The sequence below is a fragment of the Nonomuraea glycinis genome (genome assembly GCF_035920485.1).
GTDB classification, from domain to species: domain Bacteria; phylum Actinomycetota; class Actinomycetes; order Streptosporangiales; family Streptosporangiaceae; genus Nonomuraea; species Nonomuraea glycinis.
The window spans coordinates 619,668-635,683 of record NZ_CP109166.1; the positions used below are offsets into that span (position 1 = coordinate 619,668).

At 70.9% G+C, this 16,016-nt stretch carries 13 protein-coding genes and 1 tRNA gene; 10 read left to right on the plus strand and 4 right to left on the minus strand.

Annotated features, from left to right (window positions below; translation table 11 throughout):
- Positions 1-22 precede the first annotated feature (22 nt).
- On the minus strand, positions 23-1,060 hold the full coding sequence (locus OHA68_RS02775) for a phosphotransferase family protein (protein WP_327106220.1): 1,038 nt from the start codon (positions 1,058-1,060) through the stop codon (positions 23-25).
- A 158-nt stretch (positions 1,061-1,218) separates the two neighbouring features.
- Between OHA68_RS02775 and OHA68_RS02780 the strand changes: the two genes are divergently transcribed.
- Together OHA68_RS02780 and OHA68_RS02785 are read left to right on the plus strand one after the other, a co-directional pair.
- A complete protein-coding gene (locus tag OHA68_RS02780) occupies positions 1,219-2,301 on the plus strand; it encodes a GNAT family N-acetyltransferase (RefSeq protein ID WP_327106221.1) in 1,083 nt (360 codons plus the stop codon).
- Positions 2,298-3,419 (plus strand): DegT/DnrJ/EryC1/StrS family aminotransferase, encoded by a 1,122-nt coding sequence (locus OHA68_RS02785; protein ID WP_327106222.1) that lies wholly within the window; start codon positions 2,298-2,300, stop codon positions 3,417-3,419. Before OHA68_RS02780 ends, OHA68_RS02785 begins: the two co-directional genes overlap by 4 nt.
- Positions 3,420-3,471: 52 nt before the next feature.
- Here OHA68_RS02785 and pdxR read toward each other — a convergent pair whose 3' ends face one another.
- Positions 3,472-4,854 carry a MocR-like pyridoxine biosynthesis transcription factor PdxR gene (gene pdxR / locus OHA68_RS02790; RefSeq protein WP_327106223.1) on the minus strand — a complete coding sequence of 461 codons (1,383 nt, stop codon included), beginning with the start codon at positions 4,852-4,854 and terminating at the stop codon, positions 3,472-3,474.
- 71 nt (positions 4,855-4,925) lie between these two features.
- Between pdxR and OHA68_RS02795 the strand changes: the two genes are divergently transcribed.
- From OHA68_RS02795 to OHA68_RS02830, 8 genes are all read left to right on the plus strand, one after another.
- On the plus strand, positions 4,926-5,570 hold the full coding sequence (locus OHA68_RS02795; protein ID WP_327106224.1) for a pyridoxamine 5'-phosphate oxidase family protein: 645 nt from the start codon (positions 4,926-4,928) through the stop codon (positions 5,568-5,570).
- Positions 5,571-5,658: 88 nt separating this feature from the next.
- On the plus strand, positions 5,659-8,313 hold the full coding sequence (locus OHA68_RS02800) for a serine/threonine-protein kinase (RefSeq protein WP_327106225.1): 2,655 nt from the start codon (positions 5,659-5,661) through the stop codon (positions 8,311-8,313).
- Positions 8,314-8,426: 113 nt separating this feature from the next.
- On the plus strand, positions 8,427-10,115 hold the full coding sequence (locus OHA68_RS02805) for a serine/threonine-protein kinase (protein WP_327106226.1): 1,689 nt from the start codon (positions 8,427-8,429) through the stop codon (positions 10,113-10,115).
- Positions 10,116-10,135: 20 nt separating this feature from the next.
- The gene (locus OHA68_RS02810; RefSeq protein ID WP_327106227.1) at positions 10,136-11,686 is read left to right on the plus strand and encodes a protein kinase family protein; all 1,551 of its coding nucleotides are present in this window, start codon (positions 10,136-10,138) and stop codon (positions 11,684-11,686) included.
- A 47-nt stretch (positions 11,687-11,733) separates the two neighbouring features.
- On the plus strand, positions 11,734-12,810 hold the full coding sequence (locus OHA68_RS02815) for a DUF2510 domain-containing protein (RefSeq protein WP_327106228.1): 1,077 nt from the start codon (positions 11,734-11,736) through the stop codon (positions 12,808-12,810).
- A 70-nt stretch (positions 12,811-12,880) separates the two neighbouring features.
- Positions 12,881-13,474 carry an oligoribonuclease gene (gene orn, locus OHA68_RS02820; protein ID WP_189136750.1) on the plus strand — a complete coding sequence of 198 codons (594 nt, stop codon included), beginning with the start codon at positions 12,881-12,883 and terminating at the stop codon, positions 13,472-13,474.
- Positions 13,475-13,540: 66 nt separating this feature from the next.
- Positions 13,541-13,616: transfer RNA gene (locus OHA68_RS02825), tRNA-His, on the plus strand.
- Positions 13,617-13,768: 152 nt separating this feature from the next.
- Complete coding sequence (locus OHA68_RS02830; protein ID WP_189136749.1) at positions 13,769-13,996, plus strand: helix-turn-helix domain-containing protein; 228 nt, start codon at positions 13,769-13,771, stop codon at positions 13,994-13,996.
- A 130-nt stretch (positions 13,997-14,126) separates the two neighbouring features.
- Here the strand turns inward: OHA68_RS02830 and lat are convergent, their stop codons facing one another.
- Both lat and OHA68_RS02840 read right to left on the minus strand, forming a co-directional pair.
- Positions 14,127-15,407, minus strand: coding sequence for an L-lysine 6-transaminase (lat, locus tag OHA68_RS02835; protein ID WP_327106229.1), 1,281 nt, complete (start codon positions 15,405-15,407; stop codon positions 14,127-14,129).
- A gap of 75 nt (positions 15,408-15,482) precedes the next feature.
- Positions 15,483-16,016, minus strand: coding sequence for an HdeD family acid-resistance protein (locus OHA68_RS02840; RefSeq protein WP_327106230.1), 534 nt, complete (start codon positions 16,014-16,016; stop codon positions 15,483-15,485).

Sequence of the window (16,016 nt, forward strand, 5' to 3'; positions counted from 1 at the left end):
AGGCAGGCGGTGCCCGGGGCGCTCACGACTCGTCGAGCATGCGGTGGGCGCGGGCGATCAGGATGGGCACGGCGGCCCCGATCTGCTCGAAGCCCTCACCCACGGTCTTACCCTGCCGGAAGCGGGCGTGGATACCCTGCACGATGACCGCGAGTTTGAAATTTCCGAAGGCCGTGTAGAAGCCGAGGTCGGAAATGTCACGGCCGGACACCTTGGCGTAGTGGGCGGCGAACTCGGCGGCGTTCAGGAAGCCGGGCGCGACCGTCACGTCCCCGGCCAGCGGGATCCGGGCCCGCTCCTCGTCGCCGTGGTCCTGCCAGTAGGTCAGGGTGAGCCCGAGGTCGGCCAGCGGGTCGCCGAGGGTGGACATCTCCCAGTCCACCACGGCCAGGATCTCCGGCTCCGCCGGGCCGAGCCGTACCAGCGTGTTGTCGAGGCGGTAGTCGCCGTGCACCAGCGTGCCGGCCGAGCGGGACGGCAGGCGCTCGCGCAGCCGGGTGCGGAGCCTGTCGTACTCGGGCAGGTCGTCGGCCTTCGACCGTTCCCACTGCTGGTTCCACCGCTCGAGCTGGCGGGGCAGGTAGCCTTCCGGCCGGCCGAAGTCGGCCAGGCCCGCCTCGCGGTAGTCGACGGCGTGGATGGCGGCCAGGATCTCGGCCAGCCGCTCCGACAGCCGCCGGGTCCGCGCGGGCGCGGGGGCGGGCTCGCCGAGTTGCCGCCTGCTGCTTACGGCCTCGCCCTCGACGTACCCCATGAGGTAGAACGGCGCCCCGATGACGTCCTCGTCGGCGCAGAACGCGACCGGCTCCGGTACGGGCACCGGGGTGGGCGCGAGCGCCGAGATGACCCGCCACTCGCGCCGCATGTCGTGCGCGGTCGGCAGGACGTGCCCGAGCGGCGGGCGGCGCAGCACCACGCGCCGCCCGGCCGTCTCGATCAGATAGGTCAGGTTCGACCTCCCGCCCGCGAGGAGCGAGACGGACAGCGGGGCACCGGCGTCGGGCACGTGCCGGCCCAGCCATGCGAAGAGCCGGGTCCGATCAATGCCTGGAACGGTCATGAGTCACCATTAGAACGTTATTCGGTCCTGAATACCACCTGAGAGTTGCATAACGTTCCGAATCATGAAGGGCCGACCACCGGTACATATCCTCTAAGCTGGCCGAACATGTCTGCCCGCATGCTGATCCGAGTAAGGCATGTCGACAGTAGGAGCCCATGCACGTCACGCTCGTTCGCCCCAGCGAGCTGGGAGCATCCGAAGTAGGTCGCTGGCGCGCGCTTCAGGAAGCCGACCCAGCGTTCGACAACCCGTTCCTGTCTCCCGAATTCACGATCACGGTCGGCGAGCTGCGCGACATGGTGTGGGTCGCGGTCGTCTATGACGGGCCCGACATCGTGGGGTTCTTCCCCTTCGAGCGCCATCCGCTGGGCATCGGCAGACCGGTGGCCGCGGGTCTGACCGACGCGCAGGGCATGATCCATCTCAAGGACGCCGACATCCATCCGCACCGGCTGCTCAAGCTGTGCGGACTGTCCGTCTACGAGTACGACCACCTGGTCGCGGGTCAGCCGATGGAGCGCGCCAAAGCGGACGCCTACCCGTCGCCGATCATCAACCTGCGGGACGGCTACGCCCCCTACACCGAGTTCCTGCGCGAGCACTCCGGCAAGACCTACAAGAGCACGCTGGCCAAGACGCGCAAGCTCCGGCGCGACCTGGGCGAGGTCCGGCACGACTACGCGACCGCCGACCTGGCGCCGCTGCGCACCCTGCTGTCCTGGAAGACCGACCAGTACCGGCGCACCGGCCGCACCGACCGGTTCGCGCACCAGTGGATCGTCGAGCTGGTCGAGCGCCTGCTGGACACCCGGACCGAGAGCTTCGCCGGCGTCCTGGACATGGTCTACGTCGACGGCACGCCGCTGGCCGGGCACTTCGGCATCCGCACCCGCACGACCCTGGCCGGCTGGTTCCCCGCCTACGACACCTCCTTCGCCAAATACTCCCCCGGCCTCATCCAGCACCTGGCCATGGCCGAGAAGGCGGCCGGCTCCGGCATCCAGGTGATCGACATGGGCCGTGGCCACAAGGAGTACAAAGAGAAGCTCAAGAACGGCGAGCTCATGGTGTCCGAGGGCCGCATCGCCCGGCTCAGCCCGTCGGCCGGCGTGCACTGGATGCTCCGGGTGCCCGCCCGCAAGGCCCGCGCCACGGTGCTGGCCAACCCCCTGCTGCACCGGACCGCCGACAAGGCGCTGAAGACGTACGGACGGTTGCGTGCCGTCCTGCCTCAGTGAGGCCGATCGCCGAGCGCACCGGCCGGCACTGCTTACTCCTGCCCTCCAACCGCCTCGGCCTCTACCTGTCGTTGCGCCACTGGTGCACGCCGGGCCAGCGGCTCCTCATGTCGCCCCTGTCGGCCGACGAGATCCTCTTCCTCGTGCTGGCGGCGGGCCTGCGCCCGGTGATCGCGCCGCTGTCGCCGGGTGACGGCAACATCGACGCCGCCCAGGTGGACCTCTCCACGGTGGACGCGGTCCTCACGACCAACCTGTACGGCCTGCCGGACCAGGTGTCGGCGTTCACCGGCAAGATCCTCATCGAGGACGTGGCGCACGCCATGGAGACGAGCGTCGACGGCCGGCCGCTCGGCACCTTCGGCCAGGCCGGCGTCTTCAGCCTCTCCAAGCATCCCGGCGCCGGGTCGGGCGGCGTCCTGGCCGTCGAGCACGCGTCGGACCTGAAGGCCCTGCAGCGGGCTCGGGACCAACTGCTCCAGCCCGGCGCCTTCCGCGCGGAGGTGCTCAGCGTGGTCACCTCGATGGCCCGTCAGCTGGCGCTCAAGTACAACCTCGTCCGTCCGGCGCTGCGGCTGGCGCGGGCGCTCGATCTGCAGGAGCCCCGCGACGGCTACCGCATCCCGCTGCTCGCCGAGGCCCTGTCCAAGGTGCTGCCGCACGCTCCCCTGCTGCCGCCCTTCGACCCGTGGGTCCAGGCCGACCTGCACTCCTACCGCACCGAGCGGGGCCCCCTGGCCCGCTGGTACCAGGCGCGGCGGGTGGCGGCGGTGCCCGGCGAACGCTCGCGAAGGCTGGCGGGCGTGGCCCAGCTGGCCGCCCTGCCGTCGGCCGCCTCGGCCGTCCGCGACCACCTCGACCAGCCGCTGTTCCGCGTCCCGCTGCTGGTGCGCGAGCGCGACGCCGCGATCGCCGAGCTGGAGCGGTACGGGGTGGCGACGGGTTATCTGTACGACCCTCCCTACGACGACTACGCCGAGCCCTTCACCCAGCCCTCCGCCGACCCGGCGGCGGCCCGCTGGTGGGCACGGCACGTCCTGCCCGTCGACCCGTTGTACGCCTCCCGCGCCCTGCCGGTGCTCCGCCACCTGGAGCCCGCCTGGGAACGGGTCCGGTGACCCGGCTCCCGCCGCTGATCAGACCGGCTGAGGCCGTGCCCGGTTATTCGGCTCAGGTCGCGTCGCTGATCAGCTCGGCGAGGATTCGGCATCCTCGTCCGACGTCGGTGAGCGACGCCGAGCCGTAGCCGATCACCAGGCCGTGCAGCCGCTCGGGGCCGAAGTGGTGCCGTTCGACCGTGTCCAGCAGGACCCCGCGCTCAGCGGCCCGCTCGACGATCTCCGGCCCGGTCCCCGGCGGCAGCTCCGCCAGGACGTGCAGCCCCGCTGTGTCCCCGCGCAGGCGGCAGACCCCGCCGAGCACCTCGACGACCACGGCGCGGCGGCGCGCGTACTCAAGGCGCATCCTGCGCAGGTGCCGGTCGAGGTCGCCGCGCTCCAGGAGGGTCGCCACCGCTTGCTGCACCGGGCCGCTGGTGCGGTCGCAGACGCCACGCCTGATGGCGGCGATCCTGTCCAGCAGCTCCGGGGCGCCCACCAGCCAGCCCACCCCGACATCGGGCGCCAGCGACTTCGACAGCGTGCCCAGCAGCACCACGCGGGCCGGGTCGAGGCCGTAGAGGGCGGGCAGCGGGGCGACGTCGTAGCGGAACTCGGCGTCGTAGTCGTCCTCCACGACGATCGCGCCGGTGCGCCTGGCCCAGGCGAGCAGCCGTTCCCGGCGCGGGATCGGCAGCCGCCCGCCCAGCGGATATTGATGCGCCGGTGTGGTGTAGAGCAGGCGCAGGTCGTCCGGCAGCCCTTCGACGATCACCCCGTCCTCGTCCACCGGGCACGGCACCACCTCCGCTCCCCTGGCGGCGAACACGGTGCGCGCCACGCGATAGCCGGGATCCTCCACGCCCGCCCGGGTGCCGGCGCCGAGCAGCGCCAGCGCGCAGAGGTCGAGCCCGTTGCCGGTGCCTCTGGTGACCAGGATGTTCTCCGGGCCCACCGGCACGGCCCGGACCCTGCGCAGGTGGTCGGCGAGCAGTTCTCTGAGGTGCGGCAGGCCGTACGGGTCGGGGTAGTCGCCCGGGGGCAGGTCGGCGGCCTTGCGCCAGGCCCGCTTCCACGCCGCCCGGTCGTAGTCGCGGACCCACGGGTGACCCGGCGTCAGGTTGATCTCCTTCTCGCCCGGCACGGCCCGGCGCCGCATCCCGGGACCGGGCGTCTCCGGCACGGAGCGGCGGGGCGCCTCCAGCGAGGCGACGAACGTGCCGGAGCCGTGCCGTCCCTCCAGCCAGCCCTCGGCGTAAAGTTGCTGGTAGGCCTCCGTGACGACCGTACGGCTCACTTCGAGCTGCCCCGCGAGCCCGCGCGAGGAGGGCAGCCGCACCCCGGGCGCCAGCGCCCCGGACAGCATCGCGCCGCGCAGCCAGTCGGCGAGCTGCGCGGTGAGCGGCGCGGCCGCCTCCCGGGACAGGGATATGGGCAGGTCAACGAGGGAACGCACGAAGTGGTCTCCGGGAAGAGTCCGATAGTGGCTCTACAGCATAGGTCCACTTTCTCGTTACGGTCGTGCGCATGCTTTCCACCACCGCGCGCACCCGCCTCGGCCGCGAGAAGGACCGGGGCAGCGCCGACAGGAACGATCTGTACGACGTGCTCGACGCCGGGCTGGTGTGTCATCTGGGCGTGGTGGTCGACGGCCATCCCAGGGTGATCCCCACCGGCTACGGGCGGATCGGCGAGACCCTCTACCTGCACGGTTCGACCGGCGCCCGGTCGCTGCGCGCCGGCTCAGACGACTCGGGCGGGGACGTGTGCGTCACGGTCACGCACGTCGACGGCATCGTGCTGGCCCGGTCGGTCTTCAACCACTCGATCAACTACCGCTCCGCGATGATCTACGGCCGGGCCAGGCCGGTGACGGACGAGGACGAGCGGATGGCGGGGCTGCGGGCGCTGAGCGAGCAACTCGCGCCCGGCCAGTGGGACTATGCCAGGAAGCCCACGGCCAAGGAGCTCGCCGCGACCGCCGTGCTCGCGCTCTCGCTGGAGGAGGCGTCGGTCAAGATACGCCGGGGCGCGCCGAAGGACGAGGAAGCCGACTACGCGCTGCCCTTGTGGGCGGGGGTGCTCCCCATCGACACTAAATGGGGTGAACCACTACCAGATCCGGTGCTTCCCAAAGAAATCGGCATACCTGTTCACATAGCAGACCGTTAGTAGTTCCATAAAACACGGGCCGTCCGGCAAACCCCGCCACTGGATCGCACGTCTCATCAGGTGGGCCGACTTCTGATGGGAGGGCCGCATGGAGTGGGAAGCTCCCGGTTACACGGAGGTCAAGCAGCTCGGGGCCGGTGCCAGCGGCCGTGTCGTGCTGGCGGTGCATGACGACACGGGCATCAAGGTCGCGATCAAGTACCTCTCGCCGAGGTGGCTGCGCGACCCGGTGGCGCTCGCCCGGTTCCGGTCGGAGGCGCGGCTGCTGACCACGCTGCGCGACCCGAACGTCGCCACGCTGTGGGAGTACATCCAGGACCAGTACGGCGCCGCCATCGTGATGGAGCTGGTCAACGGCGTCTCCCTGCGCGCCCTCATGCGCGAGAACGGCACCACCGGGCCCGAGGCGGCTCTGGTCGTGCTCAAGGGCTCGCTGCTCGGCCTGGCCAAGGCGCACTCCCTGGGGCTGGTACACCGGGACTACAAGCCCGAGAACGTGATCGTCCGCGAGGACGGGTCGAGCAAACTGGTCGACTTCGGCATCGCCGTCCGCCAGGGGACGATCTCCCAGCCCGAGGGCACGCCCCCGTACATGGCGCCCGAGCTGTGGTCCGGGCAGCCCTCCTCGCCCGCCACCGACGTCTACGCGGCCACGGCCGTGTTCTTCGAGTGCCTGACCGGGCACCGGCCCTACCGCTCCACCGAGCCGACCGTGCTCGGCTACCAGCACGTCCACATCCCGGTGCCCGCGCACGACGCGCCCGAGCCGGTACGCGCGCTCATCCTGCAGGGCATGGCCAAGGACCCGGCGCACCGCCCCGCCAGCGCCGAGGCGTTCCTGGCGAAGCTGGAGGCGACCGCCAGGGCCGCCTACGGCGAGGACTGGGAGGAGCGCGGCAGACGCCGGCTGGCCGCGCTGGTGGTCCTGCTCGGCCTGCTGTTACCGGTGCCGCAGACCCCGCCGCCGCCCGCGCAGGTCACCACCTCACTGGCGCGTACGGTGTTCCGGGGCTCGCACGGCGTGCGCGCCGGCGCGGTCAAGATGGCGATGGGCACCACGCTCGCCGCGCTGGTGGCCGCGACGGTGGTGATCGTGGCGGTCAACCGGGACCGGCCGACGCCGTTCAACCCGGTGGCGGCCGCGCCCTCGGAGTCCCGGCCACCGGCCGGGCTGTCGTCGCCGCCCTCCACCGTCCCGAGCCGGCCGGCGGCCGAGACCCCGGCGGCCGTCCCGCAGGTCGGCCCGCAGCAGTTGATCACCGACAGCCCGTCACTCGAGCAGCCGCCCGCCTCCGAATCACTCGCCCCCACCCTCGTCGCCACCCCGCCCACCTCGACGTCCCCCTTCACCCTGCCGTCGACGTCCCGCTCGGCCTCGGCACCGACGTCGACCACCACCGCGACCTCCACCACCGCCGGCACCCCGCCGAGCTCCCGCACGCCCACCCGCACATTCACTCGAACGCCCACCCGAACTCCCACTCGCACATTCACCCGCACGCCCACCCGCACCCCGACCACCTCGCGCGTCACCACACCGCCGGTCACCACGCCTGTCACCACGCCGCCGGTCACCACGCCTGTCACCACGCCGCCCGTGACCACACCGCCGGTGACGACCCCACCCGTCACGACACCGCCTGTCACGACACCGCCTGTGACGACACCGCCCGTGACGACGCCGCCGGCCACCACCGTGTCGCGGCTCACCGTGGACCGTTTCACGGTGGAGCGCACCGTGGCCGGCGGGACGTACACCGTCGCCGCCACCGGCACCGCGCCGATCGTCCTGAACGCCACCTGGCTGGTCAGCGGCGAGACGGTCCACAACGAGCGGGTACGGCTCAGCGGCGCCTCCTCCTACACCCGATCCCTGCGGCACGTCCTGCCCGAGCCGCCGTGCGGCCGGCGGGTCACCTTCACCGTCAGCACCGTCCCGGCGGCCCCCGGCGGGGCGAGTTCGGCCACGGTCAGCGTGCCCGAGTGCCCGACCCAGGTGACCGGGCTGCGGGTCCGGCTGAACCCGGCCTCCGGCGGCGCCCGCGCCCAGGTCACCATGACGACCAGCGGCACCTCCGCGGTGCCCGTGACGGCGGCGTTCTCGGTCAACGGGGACCAGGTCGCGACGCGGGAGGCGAGCCTGTCCGGGCGGACCTCGTACACCCAGACCTTCACGCACGCCTTCAGGTCGCGTCCGTGCGGCGCCACCGTCGCGGTGCGGGTGGTCGCGGGCGGGCGCACCGCGACGGGCCGCACCGAGGTCACCTGCCCGGCGGAGGTGAAGCGGGTGTCGATCTCACGCGCCGTGCTGCGCGGGAACACGGCCACCGCGTCGGTCGCGGTGACCACTGGCAACACCCAGCCGGTACGGGTGAACGTCGTTTTCAGCGTCGGCGGCAGGACCGTCGGAGTCAGGGCGGTGACCCTGTCCGGCGCGACCTCGTACGTCAGGACCGTGAGCCGGTCCTTCGGCAAGGTGCCGTGCGGGGCGTCCTGGCAGATAAAGGCCGGCACCCGGCCCGCGGCGGGCAACGGAGGCGCGTCGGCCGGCGGCAAGACCCCGGCCTGCCCGCCGAGCGCGGAGCCCTCGAAGAGCCCGCAGTCGCCAAGCCCGGACTCAGACTCGGACTCGGATTCTGGCTCCGACTCGGACTCGGCGGACTCGGACTCGGGTTCCGACTCGGGTTCCGACTCGGGTTCCGACTCGGGTTCCGACTCGGACTCGGGCGAAATCATTAACTGACGTGCCGTTTCTCACGTATCAGGATATTGCCTGTCACAGCTCGGTATCGGCCGGATAAACTACGCTCCTTCTGTTTAGGGCGGGGGCCCAGAGGACTCCAGGAGGAGACCGTTATGCACGGGGATAGTCAGTGGGGGGTTCCCGGATATACCGAGGTCCGTGAGCTCGGCAGCGGCGCGACCGGCAGAGTGGCCCTCGCCCGGCGCGACCACGACGGGGCCGAGGTCGCCATCAAGTACCTGTCCGACGAGCTCAGGGCCGACGTGGGCTTCGTGGCGCGCTTCCGCCACGAGGCCAGGCTGCTCGGCACCATGCGCAGCCCGCACAGCGCCCGCCTGATCGACTACTTCGAGACCGGCTACGGCGCGGCCATCGTCATGGAGCTGGTCAACGGCGCCTCGCTGCGCGAGTTACTCAGGTCGCAGGGCCCGACCGGCCCCGAAGCCGCGCTGACGGTGTTGAAGGGATCGCTGCAGGGCCTCGCGGCCGCACACGCGATGGGAGTCGTACACCGCGACTACAAACCGGAGAATGTGATCGTCCAGGGCGACGGCGACAGCAAGCTCGTCGACTTCGGCATCGCGGTCATGGCCGGAGAGGGCGCGAGCGCCGCCGGCACCCCGCCGTACATGGCGCCGGAGCAGTGGGCCGGCCACCCCGCCTCGCCCGCCACCGACGTCTACGCCGCCACCGTGGTGTTCTTCGAGTGCCTGACCGGCGCCCGCCCCTACCGGGCCCCCAACCTCGCCGCGCTCGCGCGGCAGCACCAGAGCACGCCACCGCCCATCGAAGACGTGCCCGCCCCGCTGCAAGGACTGGTCGAGCGGGGCCTGGCCAAGCACGCGGGTGAGCGTCCGCCGTCCGCCGAGGCGTTCCTGACCGAGTTGGAGGCCATCGCGGCCGACGCGTACGGTCCCGACTGGGAGGAGCGCGGCAGGCACCGGCTGTCCAGCCTGGCCGGCCTGCTGCTGCTGATGTTCCCGAGCGCGCCCGAGGCGCCCGCCGAGGTGCAGACCACCCTGGCCGAGACCAGCTTCGACGAGCCGTCCACGCTGATGAGCAGGATCCCGGGCAAGGTCATGATCAGTACGGCGTGCGCCGGCCTGGTGATCGTGATCGGGGTCGTGCTGGTGAACACCCTCGACGAGGAGCCCGTACTGCGGGCGCAGACCTCACAGGTGACGCCGACCTCGCTCCCGTCCGAGACGGAACCGCCCATCGAGTCCACGCTGGAAGCGGAGCCGACGCCCACCCCCGAGGAGACCACGGCGGAGCCGACAGCGGCCCCGTCGGACACCGCGAGCGTCGCCCCGCCCACCGTGAAGCCGACCGCCACCAGGACCGCCACCAGAACGCCCGTCAGGAGCCCTCGGGTCAGGACCCCGTCGGCCAGGCCCACCCGCACCCGGGTGAAGACGCCCGCCCCGACCGCCACCAAGTCCTCCGACCCGGTGCTGAACAGCACGGGCCGGGACAACGGCAACGGCACGCCGCTGGTCACCCGGACCCCGGAGCCGACCCGAGCGCCGACGCGCGACCCCGACCCCCGGCCCACCCCGTCCCGGACTCCGACCACGACGGATCCCAGTTCCCCCGGCAACTCGCCCAGTGGTGGCTCCACGCCCCGTGACACGCCGACCAACCCTGACATCCGGCGCGTGCCCGAGATCTCGCAGGTGCGGGAGTCCGTGACCGTGGCGCCGGGCGTGCTGCTCGCACTCGCCCTGGTGACGTCCGGCGCGCTTCCGGTCACACTGGCGGTGAAACGTCGCATGGCGGGACGGCACCGCACGAAGCGCTGAGCTGGCCGGGGGCATCGTCGATGACCAATCCGAGAAACGGCATCGCCGGATTCCAGTTGACCGAGCACACCTGGATCACCGAGGTGGGCAACTGGATCGACGCGATCTCGCCCGATGGCCGCCGGGCCGGAGCGCTGCTGTTCGACGCCAGGATCATCGACGCGCCGGGCGTGCGCGACCGCGTCGTGGCGGCCGTGCTGACCGACCGCAGGCTGGCCATGGGCGGGCTGCCCGGCCTCATCCCGGTCGCCGACGTGGTGGCCGCCGGGTCCCAGGTGTGGCTGCTGACCGCGCAGGCCGTCACGCCGACCCTGGCCGGCCTGCTGGCCGCCGGGTCGGTCGACGCGAGCGGCGCGGCGTCCGTGCTCGCCGAGACGGCCCACACCCTCGTCGCGCTGCACGCGGCCGGGATCACGCATGGCTCGGTGCAGCCGGGCACCGTGGTGATCACGGCCGAGGGCGGCGCGCTGCTGTCGGAGCGCGGCCTGTCGGACGCCATCCACGGCCGGCTCTCCACACCCGAACGGGACTCGTCCGGCTGGGCGGCGCTGGCCCGGGGGCTGGCCGCCTCGTGCGCGCGCGGGGCTCCCCGGGCCGCCGACCTCTTCGAACGGGCCGCGGCGACGGCGACGACCCGTGGGCTCACGGCGGCCAGGAGCATGCTGCTGGCCGAGCGCGACCTGCTGCCCGGTGGCGTGATCAGCCGACATGGCCTGGCGCAGGCGGCACGCGGCCAGTCGGTGTTCGCGCAGCCGCTCGCGTACACCAGACCGGAGGACGCGGCCGGCAGCGGCCGCGAGGCGGACCGCGACGAGGGCGACATCGTGACCCTGCTGCGCGTCCCCGGCACGAGCACAGGACCTGGCACAGGCACGGGACCCGATGGTCCGTATCCGGGCGCGGGCTTCGGCGCGGGTGCGGGACTTCATCCGGGCGCGGGCGCGGGCTTCGGCGCGGGCGCGGGTGCGGGGTTCGGCGCGGCCGGGCAGGGCTCTGCGGGTGACCAGGCCATGCTGGGCAGTCAGGCGCCGACGCACCCCAGCCCCGGCAACCAGGACGCGGAGCGGTTCGGGCCCGGCGTCGGCACCGAGACGCCGGTCGAGCGGATCTGGCGTGAGGGACGCGACGGGCCCCGGCGGGGCTCGGCCCGGCGCTCCAAGGCCGAGCGGGCGCGGCGCCGCCGGACGATCCTGGCCGCGGGCGTCCTCGCGGTCATCCTGGCCGGCGCGGCCGTCGCCTGGTTCAGGCTGGGCGCCTCGCCGGACCTGACGGTCGCGTCCGTCGCCGTCAAGGCCCCGAAGAAGGCCCAGCGCTGCAACAGCTCCGTGCTCATCACCGGCACGATCGTCACCAACGGCGAGGCCGGCGAGATCACGTACGAGTGGCGCAAGAACCTGGACAAGGAGGTGGTCAAGGCGACCCTGGAGACCACGTCCGACAAGACCTCCTACAGCGTGCCACTGAGGTGGTCGCTGAAGGGCAAGAGCACCGTCAAGGCCACCGCCACGTTACGGGTGCTGTCGCCGGGCCCGCCGCGCACCGGGAAGGCGAGCTTCACTTACCGGTGTTGACCGACGCAACAATGCATCTCAAACCGGTTCTTACTACTCTGACGGGCATGACCACGCAGACCCCCGCGGGCTGGTACCCCGACCCCTACGGATCGCCTCAACTCCGGTGGTGGGACGGTGCCCAGTGGACGGACGCCACGCACCCCCTGGAGCAGGGACACCAGCAGCAGTCGTCCTCCGGCCCCCAGCCGGCCTCCGGCCCGCAGCAGCCCTACGGTAACCAGCAGCCCGACTGGTCGGCCGCCCCCGCGAACCCCACCCTCGCGTACGGCCAGTCGCCGCAACCTCCCTACGGCCGGCAGCAGCCGACCCAGTGGGGCGGCACGCCGCTGCCCGGCGTCGGCTACGGCCCGCCGCGCAAGCAGAGCAGTCCCCTGCCGTGGGTATTCGGCGGCCTGGCGGCCGTCGTCGTGGTCGCCCTGATCGTGGTGGCCGGCGTCTTCGTGCTCAACAGCAGCTCCGCACCCGTCGGGCTGCCCTCCACGGCTCCCACGCAGACTCAGGAGGAGGCTCCGGAGCAGACCCCGGAGGCGACGCCCACCGAGCCGGCGCCCACGGCCTCGGCCTCGGCCCCGTTCCCCGAGGCGGTGTCCGGGCGCGTCACCGACCCGCAGGCGGGGGTCTCGTTCGAGGTTCCGGAGGGCTGGGAGGTGCCGAAGACCAACGTCAACAGCGCCGACCCGCGCGAACAGCAATGGACGGGTGGCGTCCAGAAGACCTCGCACGACAACTACGACGGCAAGAACGGCAGCTGGATCGGCAACGTCTACTCCGGGACGCTGGGCGAGAGCTATCCGTACGCCGGGGTGTCCGGGATGAGCCTCGCGACCAAGGCCGTCTATATCGACTTCATCACCAAGTATTACGGCATACCGCACACGAAGAAGATCGTCTCGGACAAGGCCATGAAGGTCGGCGACCGGGACGCCTGGGTGCTCCAGTTCGAGCTCGACTTCACCGCGGAGTCGGAGAAGAAGGACTACAAGTGGAAGAAGGAGAACGGCGCGATCGTGCTGATGGACCGCGGCGACGGCCGGCGACCCGCCATGGTCTACATGTCCGTCCCGGACAATCTCGGCACCGACGTGGTCAGCGACGTGCTGAGCTCGCTGAAACCGGCCTGAACGGTGGCACTAGGCTGGTGGGACAAGCAGGCGGGCGGAACGCTCCGAGCCGCTGCGGCGAGGAGAACGAATGAGTGACGTGCTGGTCTGGATCGACTGCGAGATGACCGGGCTCGATCTCGGGCGCGACGCGCTCGTCGAGGTGGCGTGCGTCGTCACCGACAGTGAGCTCAACCAGTTGGACGAGGGCGTCGACGTGGTCATCAAGCCGCCGCCGGAGTCCCTGGAGCAGATGTCGCAGGTGGTCCGCGAGATGCACACCGCCTCCGCGCTGCTGCCCGAACTGGCGGGCGGCGTGACGCTGGCCGAGGCGGAGTCCCTGGTGCTCGACTACATCCGCCGCCACGTGCCGGAGCCGAAGAAGGCGCCGCTCTGCGGCAATTCCATCGGCACCGACCGGACGTTCCTGTCCAGGGACATGCCGGCGGTGGACGGCTATCTGCACTACCGGATGATCGACGTCTCGTCGATCAAGGAGCTGGTCCGCCGCTGGTATCCGCGCGTCTACTTCGCCGCGCCCGAGAAGCAGGGCGGGCACCGGGCGCTGGCGGACATCACCGAGAGCATCAGAGAGCTGCGCTACTACCGCGCGGCCGTGTTCGTGGGGCAGCCGGGGCCCGATTCGGCCACGGCCAGAACACTCGCCGAGCGTGTCACGGGTTAATCAGTGGCGTAAAGACTCCCGAACACCGCTACACTTTTCCTGTGCCGCTCATGCGGGTGGCTCATGGTGGGTGTAGCTCAGGCGGTAGAGCGCCAGGTTGTGGTCCTGGATGTCGAGGGTTCAAGTCCCTTCACTCACCCCACGGCGCAACGGCCGGTCCTTCTGGACCGGCCGTTGCCGTTTTTTCCAACATCGTCCCCAAAACATGACAATGCGAGTTATGCTCACTGTCTACCGCTAACGCCGGAAGCGCGGGGGCCTCGGCGATCTGACCGTCTTCGTTCCGGAGGCCGGATGAGAGTCGACGATGCAGCGTTTGACAGCGTGTTCACGTCATTGAGCAAGCGCGAGGCCGAAGTCATGGACCTGATCGCCACCGGTCAGTCCAACGGCCAGATCGCGCAGCGACTGTTCCTCAGCGAGAAGACAGTCAAGAACCACGTCAACCGGATCTACGCCAAACTCGGCGTGGATTCACGCGTCACGGCCATCGGCCTGTGGCGTTCTCGCTCCTCGGAATAGCCGGCCCACCCCTCGGCGCCGCCCGGCCCGAACGGCGCCGAGGCGTCGTTCCAGGGCTACGCGTTGTCCCAGAACTACGTGTCGTTCCAGGACTACGCGTCGTTCCAGGGCTACGCGCGCTGTTCCAGGGCTACGCGCGCTGTTCCAGGGCCGCTGACAGGGCCGAGAGGCCGTGGTCGAGGTCGTGCTCCGAGATGTTCAGGGCCGGGCGCAGCCGGACGGAGCGCGGGCCGCACGGGAGCACCAGGACGCCCGCCTCCTCGCGCAACTGGGTGATCAGGGCGTCCCGCTCGGCGGCGCCGGGCAGGTCGAAGGCGCACATGAGGCCGCGGCCGCGAACGTTGGCGACGGTGGCCGGGTGCTCGGCTTCGAGCTTGGTGAGCCGTTCGAGGATGAGCGCGCCCAGCGTGCCGGCGCGCGGGATCAGGCCGTCCCGTTCGACGATCTCCAGCAGACCCCGGCTGCGCACCATGTCCACCAGGCCGCCGCCCCAGGTGGAGTTGATCCGGCCGCTCTGCCGGAAGACGTTGTCGGGCACCTGGTCCAGGCGGCGGCCGGCCATGATGCCGCCCACCTGCACCTTCTTGGCGAAGGCCACGATGTCGGGCGACAGGCCGAGCTGCTGGTAGGCCCAGGGGGTGCCGGTCGTGCCGCCGCCCGTCTGCACCTCGTCCAGGATGAACAGGGCGTCGTGCTCGTGGCAGAGGCGCTGCATGGCCTGCAGGAACTCCGGGCGCATGTGGTTGTCGCCGCCCTCGCCCTGGATGGGCTCGGCGATGAAACAGGCGATGTCGTACGGATACCGCTCGAACGCGGCGCGAGCCTGGGCGAGCGCCCGTTCCTCGGCCGCCTCCACGTCGCCGTGGTGGATGGCCGGGACGTCGATGCGCGGCCAGTCGAAGACGGGGAACCTCTCGGTCTTGACCGGGTCGGTGTTGGTCAGGCTCATCGTGTAGCCGCTGCGGCCGTGGAAGGCCTTGGTGAGGTGCAGGACGCGGGTGCCCAGGGCGGGCGACCTGCCCTCGGCCTCGTTGCGGCGGCTCTTGTAGTCGAAGGCGGCCTTCAGGGCGTTCTCGACGGCCAGGGCGCCGCCCTCCACGAAGAACAGGTGCGGCAGGGCGGGGTCACCGAGTACCCGGGTGAAGGTGTCGACGAAGTCCGCCAGATGCTCGGTGTAGATGTCGGAGTTGGCGGGCTTGTTCCGCGCCACCTGGCCGAGGAGCCTGGTGAAGTCCGGGTCGAAGGGCGGGTTCACGCCGAGCGGGGCCGAGGCGAAGAAGGTGTAGAAGTCCAGGTATCGGCGGCCGTCACGGGCGTCCACGAGCCACGGCCCCTGGCTCAGCTCCAGATCCAGCACCAGGTGGTAGCCGTCGACGAGTAGGTGGCGGGCAAGGCGGGCGTGTACGTCCATGTCTCCTCCACGTTGAGCCAGACATACAGTACATTCCCCGCCTTGGACCTGATATATCCGTAAGATTTACGGATATTAGCTCTTCGGCACCATCTTCTTCACTTTGAACGACAGGGCGACCAGCGCGATGCCGTACAGGATGGCGAAGATCGCGATCAGCCAGACCAGGCTGAGCATCCCCGCCCCCGGCCAGATCAGCAGCAGGATGCCGAAGAGCACCGACAGGGCGCCGGTCAGGATGAGGGTCCACTCGTTCTCGACCTCCTTGCGGACCCGGATGCCGTACATGATCTCGGCGACGCCGGTGAAGATGGCCCAGAAGGCGATGACGTACAGCAGCGCCAGCGACGTGATCCCCGGCCAGGTGAACGCCACGAGACCCGCCAATATCCCGAGAATTCCGGAAATGATGAGCCAGGCCCGCGACGTCACCCCCTGCTGGAACGCCGAGAAGATCGAGAAGATCCCGTCCACGATCGCGTACGCGCCGAAGAAGATCACCAGCACCAGCAGCGTGATGCCGGGCCAGATCAGCGCCAGGATCCCGAAGATGATCGCCGCGATCCCGCGAATGAGCACCAGCCACCAGGTGCGTGCGAGTTGCTCCAT

Bases quoted from the DNA above. Each gene is read 5' to 3' on its own strand.
- OHA68_RS02775 (WP_327106220.1), bottom strand. From the start codon at position 1,060: ATGACCGTTCCAGGCATTGATCGGACCCGGCTCTTCGCATGGCTGGGC.
- OHA68_RS02780 (WP_327106221.1), top strand. From the start codon at position 1,219: ATGCACGTCACGCTCGTTCGCCCCAGCGAGCTGGGAGCATCCGAAGTA.
- OHA68_RS02795 (WP_327106224.1), top strand. From the start codon at position 4,926: ATGCTTTCCACCACCGCGCGCACCCGCCTCGGCCGCGAGAAGGACCGG.
- OHA68_RS02800 (WP_327106225.1), top strand. From the start codon at position 5,659: ATGGAGTGGGAAGCTCCCGGTTACACGGAGGTCAAGCAGCTCGGGGCC.
- OHA68_RS02805 (WP_327106226.1), top strand. From the start codon at position 8,427: ATGCACGGGGATAGTCAGTGGGGGGTTCCCGGATATACCGAGGTCCGT.
- OHA68_RS02810 (WP_327106227.1), top strand. From the start codon at position 10,136: ATGACCAATCCGAGAAACGGCATCGCCGGATTCCAGTTGACCGAGCAC.
- OHA68_RS02815 (WP_327106228.1), top strand. From the start codon at position 11,734: ATGACCACGCAGACCCCCGCGGGCTGGTACCCCGACCCCTACGGATCG.
- orn (WP_189136750.1), top strand. From the start codon at position 12,881: ATGAGTGACGTGCTGGTCTGGATCGACTGCGAGATGACCGGGCTCGAT.
- OHA68_RS02830 (WP_189136749.1), top strand. From the start codon at position 13,769: ATGAGAGTCGACGATGCAGCGTTTGACAGCGTGTTCACGTCATTGAGC.
- lat (WP_327106229.1), bottom strand. From the start codon at position 15,407: ATGGACGTACACGCCCGCCTTGCCCGCCACCTACTCGTCGACGGCTAC.
- OHA68_RS02840 (WP_327106230.1), bottom strand. From the start codon at position 16,016: ATGGAGCAACTCGCACGCACCTGGTGGCTGGTGCTCATTCGCGGGATC.